The 21,473-nt window shown below is 75.2% G+C and carries 8 protein-coding genes; 1 reads left to right on the top strand and 7 read right to left on the bottom strand.

The features are described 5' to 3' along the window. Positions 1-51: 51 nt before the first annotated feature. The 4 genes from ACZ5GH_RS06410 to rpe form a co-directional block, all read right to left on the bottom strand. Positions 52-13,950, bottom strand: a complete 13,899-nt coding sequence (locus ACZ5GH_RS06410; RefSeq protein ID WP_464333683.1) for an SDR family NAD(P)-dependent oxidoreductase — start codon at positions 13,948-13,950, stop codon at positions 52-54. A 247-nt stretch (positions 13,951-14,197) separates the two neighbouring features. Continuing rightward, positions 14,198-14,515 (bottom strand): hypothetical protein, encoded by a 318-nt coding sequence (locus tag ACZ5GH_RS06415; RefSeq protein ID WP_464333684.1) that lies wholly within the window; start codon positions 14,513-14,515, stop codon positions 14,198-14,200. A gap of 1,440 nt (positions 14,516-15,955) precedes the next feature. Beyond that, positions 15,956-16,915 (bottom strand): pirin family protein, encoded by a 960-nt coding sequence (locus ACZ5GH_RS06420; RefSeq protein ID WP_464333685.1) that lies wholly within the window; start codon positions 16,913-16,915, stop codon positions 15,956-15,958. Positions 16,916-17,080: 165 nt separating this feature from the next. After that, positions 17,081-17,764 carry a ribulose-phosphate 3-epimerase gene (gene rpe / locus ACZ5GH_RS06425; RefSeq protein WP_387751062.1) on the bottom strand — a complete coding sequence of 228 codons (684 nt, stop codon included), beginning with the start codon at positions 17,762-17,764 and terminating at the stop codon, positions 17,081-17,083. A 215-nt stretch (positions 17,765-17,979) separates the two neighbouring features. On the opposite strand from rpe, the gene ACZ5GH_RS06430 reads away from it, so the two are divergent. Next, a complete protein-coding gene (locus ACZ5GH_RS06430; RefSeq protein ID WP_387751059.1) occupies positions 17,980-18,834 on the top strand; it encodes an SCO6745 family protein in 855 nt (284 codons plus the stop codon). Here ACZ5GH_RS06430 and ACZ5GH_RS06435 read toward each other — a convergent pair. The 3 genes from ACZ5GH_RS06435 to ACZ5GH_RS06445 all read right to left on the bottom strand — a co-directional run bounded on the left by ACZ5GH_RS06435 (position 18,800) and on the right by ACZ5GH_RS06445 (position 21,437). Next, the gene (locus tag ACZ5GH_RS06435) at positions 18,800-19,462 is read right to left on the bottom strand and encodes a C39 family peptidase (RefSeq protein WP_464333686.1); all 663 of its coding nucleotides are present in this window, start codon (positions 19,460-19,462) and stop codon (positions 18,800-18,802) included. The genes ACZ5GH_RS06430 and ACZ5GH_RS06435 overlap by 35 nt on opposite strands. 190 nt (positions 19,463-19,652) lie before the next feature. Then, positions 19,653-20,225, bottom strand: coding sequence for a DUF4188 domain-containing protein (locus ACZ5GH_RS06440; RefSeq protein WP_387751055.1), 573 nt, complete (start codon positions 20,223-20,225; stop codon positions 19,653-19,655). A 225-nt stretch (positions 20,226-20,450) separates the two neighbouring features. Next, on the bottom strand, positions 20,451-21,437 hold the full coding sequence (locus ACZ5GH_RS06445) for an aldo/keto reductase (RefSeq protein ID WP_464333687.1): 987 nt from the start codon (positions 21,435-21,437) through the stop codon (positions 20,451-20,453). Between the last annotated feature and the right edge of the window lie 36 nt (positions 21,438-21,473).

Genomic DNA, 21,473 nt, shown 5'->3' on the forward strand with positions numbered 1-21,473 from the left:
TACTCGGTCTGGGCAGCGCTCGGGCGGCCCGGGGGAGGGTCAGCGGTACGGTCATTCGATGCCGAACTCCTTGCCCAGGAGGTCGAAGACCTCGTCGTCGTCCGCGGCGGCGAGGCGCTCGGAGACGTCCTGGCCGGCAGCGGGGCCGGCGCCGTTGCCGCCACTGCCGGTGGGGCCGCCGGCGCGGCGCTGGAGCCGTTGCCACTTGGCGCTCAGCGCGGCGAGCTGCGCCGCGACCGCCTCGTCGTCCTCGTCCGCCCCGACGCCGTCCTCGCCGAGCCGGTCCAGCAGGCCCGACAACGAGGCGTCCAGCCGGTCGAGTTCGGTGCGCACGGAGTCCGGGCCGGCGCCGAGCTCGCGCAGCAGGTGCGCGGCGAGGGCGGAGGACGTCGGGTACTCGAAGACGACGGTGGAGGGCAGGGTGACGCCGGTGGCTGCGGCGATCCGGTCGCGCAGTTCGATGGCGGTCAGGGAGTCGAAGCCGAGGTCCCGGAAGGCCCGTTCGGCGTCGATGTCGGCAGTGCTCCCGTGCGACAGCACCAGGGCCGCCTGGGCGCGCACCAGGTCCGTCACCGCGGCCGGCCGGCGGGCGGCGGGCAGGGCGAGGACGGTGCGGGCGAACTCGGGTGCCGCGCCGCCGTCGGCCGGGCCGGCCGGTTGGTCCGCCGGGGCGGCCGCTTCCGGCAGGTCGGCGAGCAGCGGGCTCGGGCGGTGCAGGGTGAAGGCGGGCGCGAAGGTCCGCCAGTCCACGTCGGCGATGGTGACGAGCGCGTCGCGCCCGTCCATCGCCTGGCCGAGCGCCCGGACGGCGGTGCCCGGGTCCAGGACGCCCAGGCCGTGCCGGACGGAGGACTGCGCGGTGGCGCCGCCGTCGGCCCAGGGGCCCCAGGCGACCGAGGTGGCGACCTGTCCGCGGGCGCGGCGCTGCTCGGCGAGGGCGTCGACGAAGGCGCTGCCCATGGCGTAGCCGGGTACCAGGGCGCTGCCCCAGGTCGCGGCGACGGAGGAGAACAGGACGAAGTCGTCCAGGTCGAGGTCGGCGGTCAGTTCGTCGAGCCAGCGGGCGCCGGCCGACCGGGCGCCGGCGACGGCGGCGAGTTCCTCCGCGGTGGTGTCGGCGACGGCGGTGGCCTGTCCGGCGCCGACGGCGTGCACGACGCCGCGCAGGGCGGGGCCGCCGTCGGCGGTGATCTGCCGCAGCAGGCCGCCGAGTTCGGCGCGCCGGGTGGTGTCGCAGGCGGCGATGGACAGGGCGGCGCCCGAGGCGGCGACGTCGGCGGCGAGCCGGGCGACGTCGGCGGTCAGCGGCTCGCCGGCGGCGAGGACGACGCGTTCGGCGCCGCGCCCGGCGAGCCAGCGGCCGACCTCGGCGCCGATGGCGCTGGTGCCGCCGGTGACCAGGACGGTGCCGCGCCCGGGCCTGGGGGTGGCGGCGGCCGCGGCCGCTCGCACCAGGCGGCGGGCCAGGATGCCCTGCGGGCGCAGGGCCGTCTGGTCCTCGGCGACGGCGCCTGACAGCAGGGCGGCGAGCCGGGTGCCGGTGCGGTCGTCCCAGGCGTCGGCGGGCGGCAGGTCGACCAGTCCGCCCCAGTGCCCGGGGTGTTCGAGGCCGGTGACCCGGCCCAGTCCCCAGACCTGGGCCTGGAGGGGGCTGCCGCTCTCGCCGGGGCCGGTGGCCACGGCGCCGGAGGTGAGCACCCACAGCGGGGTGCCGGGAGCGCCGGCGCCGAGGTGCTGGATGAGGTCGAGGGTGGCGGCCACGCCCCGGGTCATGGTCGGGTGCCCCTGGTCCGGGGACTCGTCCAGGGCGAGTAGGGAGACCACGCCGGCGGGGGCCGGGTGGGCGGCGAGGGCGGCGCGGTCGGCGTCCGGCAGGGTGCGGACGTCGGCGGCGCCGTGCTCGGCCAGGGCCCGGGCGACGTTCCGGGCGGTCTCCGGGTCGGCATCCGCGCCGACCAGCAGCCAGGTGCCGGTCAGTTCCGGCGCTGCGGGGCGCTCGGCGACCCGGGTCCAGGTGATCCGGTAGCGCAGGCCGGTCAGCGCGTCGTCGGGCGCGGGGGCGGCGGGCCGGGCCGGTTCGGGCCAGTAGCGGCTGCGCTGGAAGGCGTAGGTGGGCAGTTCGACGAGGTGGCCGGGGCCGTGCACGGCCGCCCAGTCGACGGGTGCGCCGGCCACGTACGCGGTGGCGAGCGAGGTGAGCAGGCGTCGGGCGCCGCCGTCCAGGCGCCGCAGCGTGCCGGTGACGACCGCCGCCTCGCCGAGGGTGTCCCGGACGGCGCCGGTCAGCGCGGGGTGCCCGGACACCTCGACGAACATCCGGTGCCCGCTGTCGCCGAGGGTTCGTACGGCCTGTTCGAACTCGACGGTGCCGCGCAGGCTCGCGTACCAGTAGTGGGCGTCGAGTTCCCGACCGTCCTGCCACTGCCCGGTGTACGCGGAGACCAGCGGGACGACGGCCGCGCGGGGCTCGATGTCCGCGAGCGCGGCGAGGATCTCCTCCCGCAGTTCCTCGACCTGGGGGCTGTGCGAGGCGTAGGCGATCGGGACCCGGGTGGTGCGGCAGGTGGGCGGGCAGGCGGCCGCGAACGCGTCGAGCGCGTCGGGGTCGCCGGAGACCACGCAGGACCGGGGGCTGTTGACGGTGGCGAGCGAGAGCCTGCTCTCGAAGCCGGTGAGCCGTTCGCGCACCGTGTCGGCCGGTTCGGCGACGGACAGCATGCCGCCGCGTCCGTCCAGGGTCCGCAAGGCTCGGCTGCGCAGGGCGGCGACCTTCGCGCCGTCGGCGAGGGTGAGGGCGCCGGCGACGGTCGCTGCGGCGATCTCGCCCAGCGAGTGGCCGACGACGGCGTCCGGGACGACGCCCGCGGCCTGCCAGACCGCGGCCAGCGACACCGAGACCGCCCACACAGCGGGCTGGAGCACGTCGGCGGCGAGGAAGTCGTGCCGGCCGGCCAGGACGTCCGCGAGGTCCCAGTCGACGTACGGCGCGAGGGCGCGCGCGCACTCGGCGAGCCGCTCGCGGAAGACCGGTGAGTCCTCGGCGAGTTCACGGCCCATGCCGATCCACTGGCTGCCGTGGCCGGGGAAGACGAACACGGTGCGGCCGGCGCCGCCGGGCGCGACGGAGCCGGTGACCGCATCGGCCGCGGACTGTCCGGCGGCCACCGCCGCGAGGGCGGGCAGCAGTTCGGCGTGGTCCGCGCCCACGACCACGGCGCGGTGCTCCAGCGCCGGGCGTGTGGTGGCGAGGGACCAGGCCGTGTCGCCGACCGGCAGCTCGGGGCGGGCCAGCGCGAACTCGCGCAGTCGGCCCGCCTGGGCGGCGAGGGCACGCGGATCGCGGGCGCCGACCGGCCAGGCGACCGGTCCGCCGGACAGCACCGGCGCGGGGCCGGCCTCCACCGTCCCGGGTTCGGGGCGGGCGGGCGGTTCCTCGATGATGACGTGGGCGTTGGTGCCGCTGACGCCGAAGCTGGAGACGCCCGCTCGGCGGGGCCGCTCGCCGTCCGGCGCCCAGTCGACGGACCGATGCAGCAGAGCGACGTGGCCGGCCGACCAGTCGACGTGGGAGGACGGGGTGTCGGCGTGCAGCGTGCGCGGCAGCTGCCCGTGCCGCAGGGCCAGGACGACCTTCATGATCCCGGCGATGCCGGCGGCGGCCTGGGTGTGGCCGATGTTGGACTTGACCGAGCCCAGCCACAGCGGCCGGTCCGCGGGCCGGTCCTGGCCGTAGGTCGCGAGCAGGGCCTGGGCCTCGATCGGGTCGCCCAGTTCGGTGCCGGTGCCGTGCGCCTCGACGGCGTCCACGTCGGCGGGGGCGAGTCCGGCGCTGGCCAGCGCGGCGCGGATCACCCGCTGCTGGGAGGGGCCGCTGGGGGCGGTGAGCCCGTTGGACGCGCCGTCCTGGTTGACGGCGCTGCCGCGGACCAGGGCCAGCACCCGGTGGCCGTTGCGGTGGGCGTCGGAGAGCCGTTCGACCGCGAGGACGCCGACGCCTTCGGCCATGCCCATGCCGTCGGCGCCGGTCCCGAAGGCCTTGCACCGGCCGTCGGCCGCCAGGCCGCGCTGCTGGGAGAAGCCGACCAGGTCGCGCGGGGTGGGCATCACGGTGACGCCGCCGACCAGGGCGAGGTCGCACTCGCCGGCCCGCAGTGCCTGGGCGGCGGAGTGCAGGGCGACCAGGGACGAGGAGCAGGCCGTGTCGACGGTGAAGGCGGGGCCCTCCAGGCCGAGGAGATAGGAGACCCGGCCGGACAGCACGCTGGTGGCGACGCCGATCATGGCCTGGCCCTCCTGGCGGTGGCCGGCCTGGTCGGCGGCACCCGCGATGAGGTGGTCGTAGCCGGAGCCGAAGCCGCCGACGAACACCCCGGTACGGCTGCCGCGCAGGCCGGTGGGGTCGATGCCGCCGCGTTCCAGGGTCTCCCACACGACCTCCAGCAGCAGCCGCTGCTGCGGGTCCATGGCGACCGCTTCGCGCGGGCTGATACCGAAGAACCCGGCGTCGAACTCGGCGGCCTCGTGCAGGAAGCCGCCTTCGCGGGCGTAGAGGGTGCCGGGCCGGTCGGCTGCGGGGTCGTAGAGGGCGGCCAGGTCCCAGCCGCGGTCGGTGGGCAGGCCGGTGATGGCGTCCCGGCCGGAGTCGAGCAGCTGCCACAGCTGCTCGGGGGTGTGGATGCCGCCGGGCAGGCGGCAGCCCATGGCGACGATCGCGACCGGGTCGGCGAGGTCCGGTGCGGCGGCGCGTGGAGCGGCCGGGGCGGCGGCGACCGCTCCGCCGTCGACCAGTCGGGCACGCAGGTGCGCGGCGAGCACCTGCGGGTCCGGGTGGTCGTACAGCAGGGTGGCGGGCAGCGGCAGGCCGGCGGCGGTGCTGAGCCGGTTGCGCAGTTCGACCGAAGTGAGGGAGTCCAGGCCGAGTTCGCTGAAGGCGCGCCCGGGCTCGATGTCCGCGGCAGAGGCGTACCCCATCACGGTGGCCGCCTCCTCCCGGATCAGGTCGCAGAGCAGCCGGTCCTGCGCTTCGGCGGAGGTCGACGCGGCCAGCCGGGCGGCCAGCAGGTGCTCCGAGTCGGCGGCGAGCGGCGCCGCGTCGGCGGACCCGGCGGACCCGGCCGCGTCGGCGGCCCGGATCTCGGGCATGTCGCGCATCAGCGGGGCGCGGCGCAGCTGTTCGGGGCCGCGGGCGGTGGCCATCGCGGCGAAGTCGACGGCCATCAGCGACAGCACGGCCAGTCGCGGATCCTGGTCCTCGACGGCGGCGGCGAGAGCGCGGACGGCGTCCTCGGGCTCCATCAGGACTTCCCACTTGTTGCGGGCGAGCCGTCGGCGGGCGCCTTCGCTGGCCTCGCCGACACCGCCGCCCGCCCACGGACCCCAGGCCAACGAGGTGGCGGGCAGGCCGCGGGAGCGGCGCTGCTCGGCGAGGGCGTCCAGGTAGGCGTTGGCCGCGGCGTAGTTGCCCTGACCGCCGTTGCCGAAGGTGGCGGAGATGGAGGAGCAGAGGACGAAGGCGTCGAGTTCCAGGTGGGCGGTCAACTCGTCCAGGTGGGCGGCTCCGCCGGCCTTGCCGTCGAAGGTGTGGGCCAGGCGGGCGGCGTCCAGCCGGTCCAGGACGCCGTCGTCCAGGGCACCGGCGGCGTGCAGCACGACGGACAGCTCCGGCCCGGTGGCGGCGATCCGGTCGAGCACTGCGGCGAGCGCGGGGCGCTCGGCGGTGTCGCAGGCAAGGACGTCCACGGCGGCGCCGGCGGCGGCGAGTTCGGCGGCGAGGGTCGCGGTGCCGGCGGCGGCGGGGCCGGAGCGGCTGGTCAGGACGAGGCGGCGGGCGCCGCGCTCGTGGGCGAGCCAGCGGGCGACGTGGCCACCGATGTGGCCGGTGCCGCCGGTGACGAGGACGGTGCCGCGGGGGACGAGCGGCCGCCGGTCGGCGGGGCGGGGCGGCTTGGGGGCGTGGGCGAGGCGGCGCGGGCGCAGGCCGTCGGTGCGCAACGCGACCTCGTTCTCGTCGCGGGCGGCGAGGACGGCGGCCAGGCGGGCGGCAGCCCGCTCGTCCCATGTCCCGGGCAGGTCGACCAGCCCGCCCCAGCGGTCGGGGTGTTCGGCGGCAACGGTCCGCCCGAGGGCCCAGACGGGCGCCTGCCGGGGGTCGGCGGCGCCGGTGCCGGGATCGGTGGTGACGGCGCCGGCGGTCAGGACCCACAGCGGGGCACCGACGGTGGCGTCACCGAGGGCCTGGACCAGGGCCAGGGTGGCGGCGAGGCCGCGGGCCACGGTGGGGTGGGCAGCGAGCGAGCCGGTGTCGAGAGCCAGCAGGGAGAGCACGCCGGCGGGCCGGGCGCCGTCCAGCGCGGCGGTGATCCGCCGCGCGTAGTCGCCGCGGTCGGCGTCGGCGGTATCCAGCTCGACGGTGACGGTCCGGGCGCCGCGGTCGGCGAGGGACGCGGCGCTCGGGTGTACGGAGTGTCCGGCAGGCGTGAACACCAGCCAGGTGCCGGTGAGCAGGGCGGGGGCGGGCTCGGGGGCGTGGACCCACTCGGCGACGAACCGCCAGTCGTCGGTGGGGTCGGCGGCGGGGCCCTGGGCTGTGGCCGCGGCCGCCGCCGGGCGGACGTCCGGCCAGAAGCGGCGGTGCTGGAAGGCGTACGTGGGCAGTTCGACGCACCGCGGGGCCGCGGAGGTGGGCAGCACGGCGGTCCAGTCGACCGGCAGACCGTGGACGTACGCGGTGCCGAGGGAGCGCAGCAGCCGCTCGGCGCCGTCGTCGTCACGGCGCACCGTATCGATCACCAGCGGGTCGGGCAGGTCGCCGCGCCCGGCCAGCACCTCCTGGACGGCGGGCAGCAGCACCGGATGCGCGGAGACCTCGACGAAGGTCCGGTGGCCGGTGGCCGCGAGGGCTTCGACTGCCTCGCCGAAGCGGACGGTGTTCCGGACGTTGGCGTACCAGTACTGCGGTCCCAGCTCCTCGCCGTCCACCACGCGTCCGTGGACGGTGGAGAACAGCGGGACGCCGGCGGGGCGCGGCCGGATGCCGGCCAGCAACTGCGGCAGCGCGTCCTCCAGCGGCTCGCACAGCCGCGAGTGCGCCACGAAGTCCGTGACCGGCACCCGCCAGCGCATCGCCTTGCGCTTGCGCAACACCCGTTCGAACTCGACGAGCGCGTCCGGCTCGCCGGAGACGACGGTCGCGGCGGGGGCGTTGACGGCTGCCACGGCGAGCCGGTCGCCGAAGGGTTCCAGGAGTTCGCGCACCAGCTCGACGGGCAGCACCACCGAGAGCATGCCGCCCTGGACGCGCAGACCGGTCAGCGCGGCGGCGCGGACGGCGACGACACGGGCGGCGTCGTCCAGGGTCAGCGCGCCGGCGACGGTGGCCGCCGCGATCTCGCCCTGGGAGTGGCCCACCACCGCGTCCGGCGTGACACCAGCCGCCTCCCACACCGCGGCCAGCGAGACCATCACGGCCCACAGCAGCGGCTGCATCACGGCGGCCCCGTCGGGCGCGGGGGCGCCCGGCGCGCCGGCGAGCACGGCGTGCGGGTCCCAGTCGACGTAAGGGCGCAGGGCCTGCGCGCACTCGGCGAAGCGGGCCGCGAACACCGGCGACTGGGCCGACAGCCGCCGGCCCATCCCCTCCCACTGGCTACCCTGGCCGGGGAAGACGAACACCGTCCGGCCCTCGCGGGCGGCACTCTCACCGACGAGGACGTGGTCGGCGGCCTCGCCGGCCATCACGACGGCCAGGCCCCCGGTGAGTGCGGCGCGGTCGGAGCCGACGACCACGGCGCGGTGCTCGAAGGGGCTACGGGTGGTGGCGAGTGACCAGGCCACGTCGCCGAGCGGCGGCGTGTCGGCAGCGAGGGCGTACGCGTGCAGGCGCCCGGCCTGGGCGGCCAGGGCGTCCCGGCCGCGAGCGGTGACCGGCCAGGCGGTGACGCCTGTGCCGGCGGTGAGCAGCGCCGCTCCGGCGGGCGCCGCCGGTTCGTCCCGCGCCGCGTCCACGGCGGCGGGGAGTTGCTCGGGGGCCTGCTCGATGAGGACGTGCACGTTGGTGCCGCTCATTCCGAAGGCGGAGACGCCGGCGCGCCGCGGCGCGTCGTGCGGGGTCGTCCAGGGCCGCTGCTCGGTCAGCAGCCGGACCGCACCGGACTCCCAGTCGATCTCCCGGGAGGGCTCGTCGGCGTGCAGGGTGCGCGGCAGCGTCCCGTGCCGCATCCCGAGCACCATCTTGATGAGCCCGGCGAGGCCGGCGGCGGTCTGGGTGTGGCCGATGTTGGACTTGGCGGAGCCGAGCCACAGCGGACGGTCCGCCGGCCGGTCCTGGCCGTAGGTGGCCAGCAGGGCGTGGGCCTCGACGGGATCGCCGAGGGGGGTTCCGGTGCCGTGCGCCTCCACCGCGTCGACCTGGCCCGGCATCAGGCCCGAGGCCTCCAGGGCTGCCCGGATCACCCGCTGCTGGGAGAGCCCGCTGGGCGCGGTCAGGCCGTTGGAGGCGCCGTCCTGGTTGACGGCGGTGCCCCGCACGACCGCCAGGACGGGGTGGCCGAGGCGCCGGGCGTCGGAGAGCCGTTCGACAGCGATGGTCGCGGCGCCCTCGGACAGGCCCATGCCGTCGGCGGCGGCCGCGAAGGGCTTGCACCGGCCGTCGGCCGCCAGGCCGCGCTGCCGGGAGAAGCCGACCAGTTGGCTGGGGGTGGACATCACCATCACGCCGCCGACCAGGGCGAGTTCGCACTCGCCGGCGCGCAGTGCCTGACCCGCCAGGTGCAGGGCGACCAGGCCGGAGGAGCAGGCGGTGTCGATGGTGAGGGCGGGGCCCTCCAGGCCGAGGACGTAGGCGACGCGGCCGGAGATGATGCTGCTGGAGTGCCCGGTGACCAGGTAGCCCTCGGCCGCCGGGTCCCCGTCGGCCAGTCCGGCGCCGTAACCGGTCAGGGTGGCGCCGGCGAAGACGCCGACGGGGGTGCCACGCAGCGACTCGGGGGCGATGCCGGCCCGCTCCAGGGCCTCCCAGGAGGTCTCCAGCAGCAGTCGCTGCTGGGGGTCCATGGCGAGGGCCTCGCGCGGGTTGATGCCGAAGAAGGCGGCGTCGAACCCGGGGGCGTCGTAGAGGAAGCCGCCGCGGTAGGTGACGGACTTGCCCTGGCGGGTGGGGTCGGGGTCGTAGAGGTCGGGGTCCCAGCCGCGGTCGGTGGGCAAGCCCCCGATCACGTCGGCGCCGGAGGCGAGCAGACTCCAGTACTGGTCCGGGGTGGTGACCCCGCCGGGGAAGCGGCAGCCGATGCCGACGATGGCGAGCGGCTCGTCTGCGTCGGACACCGTGGTGCCCGGGGCCCGCGCGGGGGCGTCGGTGCCGGTGCCGAGGGCCGTCGCGGCGAGGTGGGCGCCGAGCGAGGCCGGGGTGGGGTGGTCGAAGACGATCGTGGACGGCAGCCGCAGGCCGGTGGCCGCGGCCAGCCGCTTGCGCAGCTCGACGGCGGTCAGCGAGTCGAAGCCCAGGTCGCGGAAGGCGCGGTGGCCGGCTATGTCGCCCGCGTCACGGTGGCCGAGGACGGCCGCGGCGTGACTGCGGACCAGGTCCGTGGCCAGGCGCTCGCGTTCGGGCACGCCGGCGGTGCCGCCCAGGGCGCGGGTGAAGTCGGTCCCCGGGGTGTCCGCCTCTGTGGCGGCAGCCGCGGACGCCCCGGTGGCGGCCGCGCCCCCATCGGAGGCCTGGCGGGCGGCGGGGATGTGGTCCAGTAGTGCGCTGCGGCGGGCCGCGGTGAAGACCGGCGCGAAGTCGGCCCAGGCCATGTCGGCCAGGGCGAGATAGGGTTCGGTGGCGCCGGTTCCGTCGGCGAGGACCCGGCCGAGCACGTCCAGCGCGCGGCCCGGCTCCAGGAAACGGGTGCCCTGCCGGCGCAGGACGTCGCCGGTGATGGTGGCCGGGCCGTTCGGGCCGAAGGCGTCCGGCGCCGACCAGTCGCGGGTGTCCCACACGCCCCAGCCGAGCGAGAGCGCGCCGGCGCCACGTGCCGCGCGCCGCTCGGCGAGCGCGTCGAGGTGGGCGTTGGCGGCGGCGTAGGCGCCGTGCTCGGCGCTGCCCCAGGCGGCGGCGATCGACGAGAAGAGGATGAACTCGTCGGCGTCGGTGACCAGTTCGTCGAGGTGATCGGCACCGGCCGCCTTGCCGGCCAGCGAGGCCTCCAGACCCGCGAGGTCGGTGTCGTCGAGGCGGGTGAGGTGGAAGGCGTTGGCCGCGTGCAGCACGGTGGACAGCCGCGGGCCGGTGGCGGCGATCCGGTCGAGCAGGGCGGCGAGCGCGGCGAGGTCGGCGAGGTCGCAGGCGACGACGTCGACGGCGGTGCCGCCCTCGGCGAGGGCGGCGGCGTGGGCCGCGAGCGCCGGGACCGGTCCCGAGCGGGTGGGCAGGACGAGGCGCTGGGCGCCGCGCTCGGCCAGCCAGGTGGTCAGGTGCGGGCCGATGGAGCCGGTGGCACCGGTGACGAGCACGGTGCCGCGCGGGGACCAGGCACGGCCCGATCCGGCCGCGGCCGTCCGGGGGGCGTGGACCAACCGCCGGGCGAAAGCCCCGGCGCGACGCAGTGCCACCTGGTCCTCGGCGCCGTCGGCGAGCACGGCGGCGAGCCGGGCGGCGGCCCGCTCGTCCCAGGCGTCGGCGGCCGGCAGGTCGACCAGTCCGCCCCAGCGGTCGGGGTGCTCCAGCGCGGCGACCCGGCCCAGTCCCCAGACCTGCGCCTGGACGGGCGCGGGCGGAGTGTCGTCGGGGGTGACCCGCACCGCGCTGCGGGTGAGTGCCCAGAGCGGGGCGTCGATCGCGGCGTCCCCAAGGGCCTGCACCAGGGCCAGGGTGGCGGCGGTGCCGTGCGGGACGGCGGGTGAGCCGGCCAGCGGGCGGGGGTCCAGCGCGAGCAGCGACAGCACGCCGGTCGGCTGCGCGGGTGTCCCGGGGAGCGCGGCGAGCGCGGCCGTGAGTTCGGCGGCGAGCTCGGTGCGCAACACCGCCTCGGTGCGCAGCACGACGGTCTCGGCGCCGTGCGCGGTCAGGGCCGCGACGTGGTCGGCAGGGTCTGTGTCCTGCCGGGTGACGACCAACCAGGTGCCGGTCAGAGCGGGGGCGGCGAGGTCGAACGGCTCCCAGGCCGTGCGGTAGCGCCAGCCGTCGTCGCTGTCGGTGGCGACCGCCGTCGGCGCGGCCTCGGTCCGGCGGGGCCAGTAGCGGCTGCGCTGGAAGGCGTAGGTGGGCAGCTCGATCCGCTCGGCGCGGGGAAGGACGGTGGTCCAGTCCACCGGAGCACCCTGGACGTACGCCTCGCCGAGGGAGGCGAGCAGCCGCCGGTCCCCGCCGTCGTCGCGGCGCAGCGTGCCGATGACCACGGGGTCGCGGTCCGCGAGTTCGTCGCCGACAGCCATGGCCAGCACGGGGTGCGGGGACACTTCGACGAAGGTGTCGTGGCCGTCGTCGCCGAGCGTGCGGACGGCACGGGCGAACTCGACCGTTTCACGCAGGCTGGCGTACCAGTAGCCGGCGTCGAGTTCCGGCCCGACGAGCCACTGCCCGTTCATCGCGGAGATCATCGGGAGGCGGGCCTCGCGGGGCTCGATCTCCTCCAGGGCGGCGGTGATGCCCTCGCGCAGTTCCTCGACGTGCGCGCTGTGCGAGGCGTAGTCCACCGGCAGGACGCGGGTGCGCACCTCGGGGTGGCGCTTGGCGAGCTCCTGCAGCGCGGCCTGGTCCCCGGCGACCACCGTGGCCGACGGACCGTTGACGGCCGCCACCGACAGGCGGTCCCCGAAGGGCTCCAGCCAGCTGCGGACGGTGTCGGCCGCGCTGTCAACGGCCATCATCCCGCCGCGCCCGGCGAGGGCCGTCAGGATCCTGCTGCGCAGCGCGACGACTTTGGCCGCGTCGTCGAGGGACAGGATCCCGGCGACGACGGCGGCGGCGATCTCGCCCTGGGAGTGGCCCACCACCGCGTCCGGCGCGACACCGGCCGCCTCCCACACCGCGGCCAGCGACACCATCACCGCCCACAGCGCCGGCTGCACCACATCGGCTGCCTCGAAACCGTGCCGACCGGCCAGGACGTCGCTTAACTGCCAGTCCACGTACGGTGCCAGAGCATCAGCACACTCAGCGAGCCGCGCGGCGAACACCGGCGAGACCTCCGCCAGCTCACGCCCCATGCCGACCCACTGGCTGCCCTGACCGGGGAAGACGAACACCGTTCGGCCGGCGCCCTCGGCCCGGGTCTGTCCCGTCACGACGTCCGCCGCGGGCTTCCCAGCGGCGAGCGCGGCCAGGCCCTCGGCCGACGTGGGGTCCAGCACCACGGCGCGGTGCTCGAAGGCGGTGCGGGTGGTGGCGAGCGACCAGGCGACCTCGGCGGGCGCCGCCCCGGGCCGGGTAGCGAGGTGGGCGGAGAGCTTGCGGGCCTGCGCGGCCACGGCCTGCGGCGTCCGCCCGGACAGCACCCAGGCGCTCGCACCGGGCAGGACGGGCGGGGCGGACGTCTCGACGTCCTCGTCACCGGCCGGCTCCGTGGTCGGCGCCTGCGGCGCGGGCGCGTCCTCCAGCACCAGGTGCGCGTTGGTGCCGCTGATGCCGAACGCCGAGACCGCGGCGCGCCGCGGGGCGTCGTCCGAGCGCCGGGGCCAGTCCACCGGCTGCTGCAGCAGCCGCATCCGGCCCGCGGTCCAGTCGACGTACTCCGAGGGCTGCTCGGAGTACAAGGTGCGGGGCAGCACGCCGTGGTGCAGCGCCATCACCATCTTGATGACGCCCGCGACACCGGCCGCGGCCTGGGTGTGCCCGATGTTGGACTTCACCGACCCCAGCCACAGCGGCCGGTCGTCCGTGCGTCCCGCCGCCTGTCCGTAGGTCTCCAGCAGGGCCTGCGCCTCGATCGGATCGCCCAGCCGCGTGCCCGTTCCGTGCGCCTCCACGGCGTCCACGTCGGCCGCCGTCAGCTTCGCGTTGTCCAGGGCCGCCCGGATGACGACCCGCTGGGAGCTGCCGTTGGGCGCGGTCAGCCCGTTGGAGGCTCCGTCCTGGTTGACCGCGCTGCCGCTGATCACCGCGAGGACGGGGTGGTCGTTGCGCCGGGCGTCCGACAGCCGCTCCAGGACCACCATGCCGGCACCCTCGCCCCAGCCCGTTCCATCGGCGTCCGCCGAGAAGGGCTTGCAGCGGCCGTCGGCGGCCAGGCCCTGCTGGCGGGAGAACTCCCGGAACAGCACCGGCGAGGACATCAGGGTGGCGCCGCCCGCCAGGGCGAGGTCGCACTCCTTGGCGCGCAGTGCCTGCACCGCCAGGTGCAGCGCCACCAGGGAGGATGAGCAGGCGGTGTCCACGGTCACAGCCGGTCCGACCAGGCCGAGGGTGAAGGAGATCCGGCCGGAGAGCACGCTGTTGGCGGTGCCGGTGAGCAGGTGGCCAGTGGCGTCTGCGAAGTCCAGTGCCCCGTCGCTCCCGTAGGCCGCAGCGGAGGAGTAGACGCCGGTGAACACGCCGGTGCGGGACCCGTGGAGCGTGGACGGATCGATGCCGGCGCGCTCGACCGCCTCCCAGGAGGTCTCCAGCAGCAGCCGCTGCTGCGGGTCCATCGCCAACGCCTCACGCGGGCTGATCCCGAAGAACGCGGCGTCGAACTCGGCCGCCTCGTACAGGAATCCGCCCTCACGGGTGGTGGAACCGGGAAGGTCGGGCGAGTCGTACAGCGCCGCGGCGTCCCAGCCGCGGTCGGCCGGGAACCCGGCGACCGCGTCAATGCCGTCCGCGACCAGCCGCCACAGCGCCTCGGGACTGTCGACCCCGCCGGCATAGCGGCAGCCCATGCCGACGACGGCGATGGGCTCGTGCCTCAGCATCTGCAGTTCCGTCCGGGTACTGCGAAGCTTGGCGGTCACGACCTTGAGATAATCGCGAAGCTGCTGTTCGTCGGCCATGCCGGCTCTGCTCCCCCCGTAGTGAACTGCGCATCGACGTGCTGACCACATGCGCGTACGGCGGACGCGGCCCTTCACTGCTATACGTGTTTCTTCACGGTGCTGCTCCCGCCGCGCGGGCATGCGGAAGGCCGCGGCCGACCGCTCATCGCGGTGGCCGCGCTGCCTCCCGGCGCCCGGCGGTGGCTCCCGCACGCTCAGGCGCGGGATTCGGTTCCGTTCCCCGCCGGGCGAGGACGGCGTGCGGTCAGGGCGTGGCGTCGGCCGTCACGTTGACGGCCTCCTCGCCCTCTCCGCTCTCGGCCGTGGCCGGCTGAGCAGGCACGCTCAGGCCGGGGACGGACAGGTCCGGGATGACCTTGACGGCCTCGAAGCCGGCCTCGATGGCCTCGGCGAGCGTGGCCGTGACCTCGTCCTCGAATTCGATACGGGTGACGGCGACATCCGCGTTCGTCGGGAGGGTGTCATCGACGAACGCGATGCCGGCGCCGCTCGCCTCCTTCAGTGCGACCTTTTCCTTGTCGTTCACTTCGCGGTTCAGGACAAGCGAGAACCTGTGCACCATGATTGTCCGCTCCTCTGGTGAATGAGTAAGTTCTTCTTCAGACATGCCACTGGCCGATTTCGACCCTGCCAGCGATTCAAGGGAGAAACAAAGACCTGCGGGCATTCCGGGAACGGAAACCCACCCACTTTCGACAACAGAATTCCGGCCGACGGCAAACCCGCGTGGTTCGGACCCCAGCCAGGGCAGCCCCATTCCGCCGCGGATTCGCATGAGACCAGCTCAGCAGCGGGCACACACCGATGGCCGATCGGCTACCCGACTGCTCGGCCCTCGCCCGAAGACCCGGGGCGGAGAAAGCCCGGCATCGCTTCAGCGCGAGCGGCGCACCCGAACGACCGAACACCCCCGGCGCCAGCACCAGACGCCTCGACCGCCAACCGCGCCAACCGGATTCCGGCAAGCGCGCACGCGCTCCTTCACCCGCCCCCCTCCCTCGTACCGCCCCGGCTTAGTACACACCCCGCCCGGAGCGATCATCTACGGAATCGCTGACACTGACTACTTCATCACATCCACTGAAAACGACCCGAAGGTTCGCTTCCACCTCTCCCCCCGTCCCCGTGTCCGACTTTGACCCCAAATCGGTCGAACGCCGACAGAAGGTCTTTGCCTATCCGATGCCCCACCTGGGTGACAGTCAGTGTCAAAACTCTGCCGAGTATAGGTGTGCCTCTCACGCAAGCGCAACACTTTTCGAGCCACCCTTGCACATCAATCACTGCAGTCCCATCCGTCACACAGCCAACTCCCACCACATCCGTTACCGCCCGGATATCCGGTAAGAAATATTCCGCTTTGCCGCGCCCTTTCCCCTGCCACCACCCATGAGCTGCACCGATTCATCCCTGACCGGCCGGCACCGCCGAGCCGCATGCCAGGACCGTCCCAGTACGTCTCGCCGAGCGGGCGCGAGCCGGACAGCTCGTTCAGCTCTCCAGGGCTTTCTGACCGGTCCGGTGGAGATCACGCCCTGCCAGCTGCTGACCAGCCGGCCCGACCGGGCCGCGCCTGCTCCCTCGTCGGCGGACGCAACATCCGCAGCTGCGGCCGGCCCTGACTCCAGACCCAGCACATGCGCGAGGACGTGCTCATCCTGCCGGGCGCCGCCCCGGACGCGAGCGCACTTCTGGACCCGTACGAGGACAGGGCCACCGACCCGCACGACCGGCTCGGCATTCGGCTCCGCGAGGACTGCCCCGGGCTGCGCCTCGTCCGCATCATCGAACGCGACGCCGCCCGGGAAGTGCCGCACGTCGACAGCCGGGACCATGTACGTCCAGTCCCTGCGCACGGCCCATCTCCACACGAACGTGGCCACCCGGCTCCCCCACCCCCTCCATGCCGCCGACCTCGCTGCCCGCTACCAGCGGTAGACGCGCGTGAGGTCGCGCCACGCCGAGCGCCGAACGCAAGCGCCAAATCCACATTTCCGCACAGTCAGCGCACCCGTCCGCGCGACTTCAACGGGATCGACGGCAGCTCCGGGGCCGGTAGGCGGGCGCCGTCGTAGCCGTGGACCTCGCCGAAGCGGGTGCCGGTCATCCAGTCGCTGCGGGCCCGGGCGATGTCCTCGGTGGAGCGGCCGATGAAGTTCCACCACATGACGATCTTCTCGTCGAAGGGCTCGCCGCCGAGGAGGAGGACGGCGGTGTCGCCGTGGGCGCGGAGCGGGAGGTCGGGGCGGCCGCAGCCGAGGTAGAGCAGGGAGCCGGGCTCGACCGGGACGCCGTCGACGTCGGCGCGGCCGGACATGGCGAGGACGGCGTACTCGAAGTCGGGGACGAGCGGGAGGCGGAGGTCCGCGCCGTCGGTGAGGGCGAGGTCGGCGCCGACCAGCGGGGTGTGGGTGGTGCCGGGCGAGGTGGCGGTGTCGAGCGTGCCGAGGATGACGGTGGCGCGCAGCCCCGGGGCGGTGACCACGGGCAGCTCGGGGTGGTGCTCGAAGGCGGGGGCGCCGTGCCGGCCGGCCTCCGGCAGGGCGACCCAGAGCTGGGCGCCGTGCAGGTGGCGGGCGTGCGGGCGCGGGGACTCCTCGGAGTGCGAGATCGCCCGGCCGGAGGTCATCAGGCCCAGCTCGTACGGTCGGACGGTCTGGAGGCTGCCGAGGCTGTCGCGGTGCAGCACCTCGCCCTGGTGGAGCCAGCTGACCGTCTGCAGCCCCATGTGCGGGTGCGGCGGGACCTGCATGCCCGGCTCGTCGGCGATGTCGTCGGGCCCGTAGTGGTCGACGAAGCACCAGGCGCCGACCATCCGGCGGCCGAGGTTGGGCAGCAGTCGGCGGACCACCGTGCTTTCACCGAGCGGGAACTGACGGGCCGTCAGCAAGTCCTTCACGGGGCCGGTGCCGGCCTCGCGGCCGCAGCTGGTCGGGGTGGGCCTGGTGTCGAGGTTGCTCATCGCGGTTCCACCACCGTACGGGGAGACGGAGAGGGGCCGGCGTCGCTCGGGGCGGGCGGGGCCGGGCGGGGTCCTCGGGGACGCCGTCACCGATCATCCGCCACGGTGCGGCATTCCTCCACCCGCGCCCGGCCGTCCGGCGGTCGGACCGGTGAGCGGCGGGGCTCAGTGCCCGCAGGCCCACCAGGCGTCGGCCGACGCCTTCCCGGCGAGCTCCCGCAGGTTGCGGACCGCCTCGGCCGGGTCCTCGGCGCCGTACACCGCGGAGCCGGCCACGAACACGTCCGCGCCCGCCTCCGCGCAGCGCTCCACGGTGTCGGCCGCGACGCCGCCGTCCACCTGGAGCCACAGCTCCAGGTCGTGCTTGGCGATCAGCTCCCGGGTGCGGCGGATCTTCGGCAGCATGATGTCCAGGAAGGCCTGGCCGCCGAAGCCGGGCTCGACGGTCATGATCAGCACCATGTCGAGCTCGGGCAGCAGGTCCTCGTACGGCTCGATCGGGGTGCCCGGCTTGAGCGCCATCGAGGCGCGGGCGCCCTTGGCGCGGATCTCGCGGGCGAGCCGGACGGGCGCGGCGGCGGCCTCGACGTGGAAGGTGACCGAGCCGGCGCCGGCCTCGACGTACTGCGGGGCCCAGCGGTCCGGGTCCTCGATCATCAGGTGGAGGTCGAGCGGGATGTCGGTGGCGCGGGCGAGCGACTCGACCACCGGCACGCCGAGGGTCAGGTTGGGCACGAAGTGGTTGTCCATGACGTCCACGTGCAGCCAGTCGGAACCCCGGACGGCCTCGGCCTCGTCGGCGAGCCGGGCGAAGTCCGCGGACAGGATGCTGGGGTTGATCTGGGCCATGACCGACTACCTTCGTACGAGGGCTTGCGAGGGCTGGGCGGCGCCCCCGGAGCGGGCACCTCATCCCATCATCCCGCGCGCCGGCGCCGCCGACCGCACACGGTGACCTCCGCGTGACCGTCATCACATCCGCTCCGGGGTTACCGGGGCCCTCGCCGTGGTCATCAGCCCTGGAACGGTCCACAGCCCTGAACACGTCCGAGGAAGGTCTCCCGATGACCGATTCCGTCCACCCGGCCCGCGCCCTGTGGTGGCTCTTCGAGCCGGTGCACGCCGTCACCTACTTCCTTCCCGAGGGCGCCGCCGCCTTCGAGGAGGCGGGTCTGCAGGGCCGCCTGCACGGCTACTTCGGCACCCGCGCGGCCCCGCTCGGCGCGGTGGACGCCCCGCCGGTGACCGCCGCGTTCTTCACCTTCGCCCCGGCGATGGTCGAGCGCGCCCTGCCGGAGGTGTGGAGCCGCACGAGCCCGGAGGAGGCGCTGACCGCCCGGCTGAAGGCCTCGGCGACGATCCTGGGCCAGCTGCTGGAGCACGTGGACAGGGAGCAGGTCGAGCTGGTCGCCGAGACCCTGGAGCAGGCCGCCACCCGGCTGGACTGCGCCGGCCGGGTGCTGGCCGCCGCCAACGCCGCGCTCCCCCGCCCCAGCGGCCTGTACGAGCGGCTCTGGCAGGCCGCCACCCTGATGCGCGAGCACCGCGGCGACGGCCACGTGGCCGCCCTGGTGGCGGCCGGGCTCGACGGCTGCGAGGCGCTGGTGGTCCGCTGCGCGATGGACATGCGGCGCGAGATGATCCAGCCGCTGCGCGGGTGGACGGACGCCGAGTGGGAGGCGGCCGCCGAGCGCCTGGTCGAGCGCGGCTGGCTGACCGCCGAGGGGGCGCTCACCGAGCTCGGCCGGATCCGCCACCAGAGCCTGGAGGCCGCCACCGACCTGGCCGCCGCCCGGGTCTGGGACGGCTACCCGCGCGCCGAACTCGACCGGCTGGCCGCGGCGTTGAAGCCGGTCTCGGCGCTCTGTCGCGGCCGGCTGCCGATCAACCCGATGGGACTGCCGGACAACAACCAGTGACGGCAGGCCCGTTGCGCCCGGACGGCGGCGCCCCGGGCGGGCCCAGGACGATCCCCCGACCGGCGTAGAACCGCCCGAACGTCCGCCACGGCACGCGCGCGAAGGCCTGTGACTCCCCCGGGAACCCGGAGGGGTTGTGGATCAGCAGCGCCGTGTCCGTGGCGCCCACCGCCAGCACCAGGTGCCCGCCGCGCCGCACCGGATCCGGCCCGTACGGATCGCGGATCGACGGGTGCACCGACACCATCACCAGCCGGCCGCCGGCCACCTCGGCAGACACCTGACGCGGCGTCAACTCCGCTGCGCGCGCCGCCAGTCCCCAGCGGCGCTCGACGTACTCGGCGAACGGCGCGTGGATCAGCCCGCGCAGGCTCTCGCCGTCCCGCAGGTACGCGCCGGCCGCCACGCACTCGCCCGCGAGCGCCATCGCCGCCGGGGTCACGCCCCACCAGTGCGCCAGCGCCATCCGCAGGCAGGCCACCCCGCACAGCCGCCAGGACCACCACGCGTACTCCTCCGAGGTGGCCGCGCCGGACTGCCCCCAGCGCGGGTCGGCGGACGCGTCCAGCCGCCCGTCGACGATCTCCCGCACCAGCTCCGCCGACTCCCACTGCGCGTGGTACGGCACCTCGTGCACCACCCGCAGCGGCCGCGCCGGCGCGTGCGGCCGCGCGTCACCCCGATCTACCGTCCCCCGACGCTCTCACGGCGCGGCGACGGGACGGCCGGCGACACTCCCGGCGCGGCCGCACTCCCGACGCGCCCGCCCTCAGGCACCCCCGCACCCCCGCACCCCCGCACCCCCGACGCGCCCGCGCTCAGGCGCCGGTCCCCCTGGCCACGTCGGATCCGCCCGCCCCGCCGACCCCGCCGGCCGCGCCCGCCCCGTCGGCCGCCGGCTCGCGGTAGGCCAGCCGCTGGGCCGCGTTCCGCCCCCGCGCCTCCACCGGCAGCGAACCGGTGGCGGCGGCCAGGCCGAACGGCGGCATGTCGAAGTAGATCGACTCGTACCCGCCCGGCGGCACGATGTACGACTCGTGCCACAGCCCGACGTGCCCGCGCACCTTGCCCTCCCGCTGCTTGCGGTTGGCGATGCCCCACACGGTGTGGTGGAAGCCGTCCGGCGCGTGGGCGTAGCCGTACAGCTTCTCCTTCGACTCCCAGTACTGGACGACGTAGTAGGTGCGCGGCGAGGCGGTCAGCAGGATGCGGCCGCGCAGGCCGCGCTCGGGGGCGCGGCGTAGCTCGTACAGCATCCGGAGCATCGCGTACATCACCGGACCCCAGTGGTGCACGGCCCAGAACCGGTTGATCCGCATGCCGATCAGCAGCACCACGGTGTCGCCGGTGGCGGCGGCGGTGGTGAAGCCCGGCTGTGGTCTGGCGAACAAGGACAAATCTGCCTCCCCGTACCCTTGCCCATGTAGGCCGTGACTACATCAGCGCCGGGTGCCCCGGTCAAGGCTCGCCACGGGCACAATTCGGCTACGGAGAAGGCGTGTTGGCGATGTGCCGGCCCGGCCCCGCGCCCCGGCCCCCGCCGGGCCGGAGGCGCGGCCGGGGCGGGGAGCGGCCGGAGCCGGGACCGGGGAGCGGCCGGGGGCGAGCGGACCGCCCTACCAGGCGTAGTCCTCCGGGGCGGGCCGGTGGCCCGGGAAGAGCTCGTCGAGGCGGTCGAGGGTCTCCTGGTCCAGCTTGAGGTCGAGCGCCCCGAGGGCCGCGTCGAGGTGGGCCGGGGTGCGGGGGCCGATGATCGGGGCGGTGACGGCGGGGCGGGAGAGCAGCCAGGCGAGGGCGAGGTCGGCGGGGTCGGCGCCGAGTTCGGCGGCGAAGTCCTCGTAGGCCTGGATGCGGTCGCGGTGCCTGGCGAGGAGTTCGCCGGCGTAGGGCATCGCACTGCGGTCGCGGGTGCCCTCGCGCTCCTTGCGCAGGATGCCGCCGAGCAGGCCGCTGCGCAGCGGGGACCACGGGATCAGCCCGACGCCGTAGTGCTGCAGGGCGGGGACGACCTCCAGCTCGACGGCGCGGTCGAGCAGGTTGTAGAGGGACTGCTCGCTGACCAGGCCGAGGAAGCGGCGGGCGCGGGCGGTCTCCTGGGCCTGGGCGATGTGCCAGCCGGCGAAGTTGCTGGAGCCGACGTAGACGATCTTGCCCTGGGCGACCAGGACCTCCATCGCCTGCCAGATCTCCTCCCAGGGCGTGGCCCGGTCGATGTGGTGCATCTGGTACAGGTCGATGTGGTCGGTCTGCAGGCGGCGCAGGCTGGCCTCGACGGCCTTGCGGACGGCGAGCGCGGAGAGCCTGCTCTCGTTCGGCCAGTCGCCCATGTCGGCGTAGACCTTGGTGGCGAGGACGGTGCGCTCGCGGCGGCCGCCGCCTTTGGCGAACCACCGGCCGATGATCTCCTCGGTACGGCCCCGCTGGCCGCCCGCGCTGTCGCGGCCGTAACTGTTCGCGGTGTCGAAGAAGTTGATGCCGCGCTCGTGGGCGGTGTCCATGAGGCGGTGGGCCTCGGCCTCCTCGGTGTGGGGGCCGAAGTTCATGGTGCCGAGGCAGAGTCGGGAGACGGTCAGGCCGGTGCGGCCGAGGTGGGTGTACTCCATGGCGCCCCACCCAAGACCACACCGGCTCCGCTGTCC

The sequence above is a fragment of the Kitasatospora sp. Xyl93 genome (assembly GCF_055383135.1).

What these genes read in the sequence shown, in the direction of transcription:
- ACZ5GH_RS06410 (WP_464333683.1), bottom strand. Translation starts at nt 13,950, where the DNA reads ATGGCCGACGAACAGCAGCTTCGCGATTATCTCAAGGTCGTGACCGCC.
- ACZ5GH_RS06415 (WP_464333684.1), bottom strand. Translation starts at nt 14,515, where the DNA reads ATGGTGCACAGGTTCTCGCTTGTCCTGAACCGCGAAGTGAACGACAAG.
- ACZ5GH_RS06420 (WP_464333685.1), bottom strand. Translation starts at nt 16,915, where the DNA reads ATGAGCAACCTCGACACCAGGCCCACCCCGACCAGCTGCGGCCGCGAG.
- rpe (WP_387751062.1), bottom strand. Translation starts at nt 17,764, where the DNA reads ATGGCCCAGATCAACCCCAGCATCCTGTCCGCGGACTTCGCCCGGCTC.
- ACZ5GH_RS06430 (WP_387751059.1), top strand. Translation starts at nt 17,980, where the DNA reads ATGACCGATTCCGTCCACCCGGCCCGCGCCCTGTGGTGGCTCTTCGAG.
- ACZ5GH_RS06445 (WP_464333687.1), bottom strand. Translation starts at nt 21,437, where the DNA reads ATGGAGTACACCCACCTCGGCCGCACCGGCCTGACCGTCTCCCGACTC.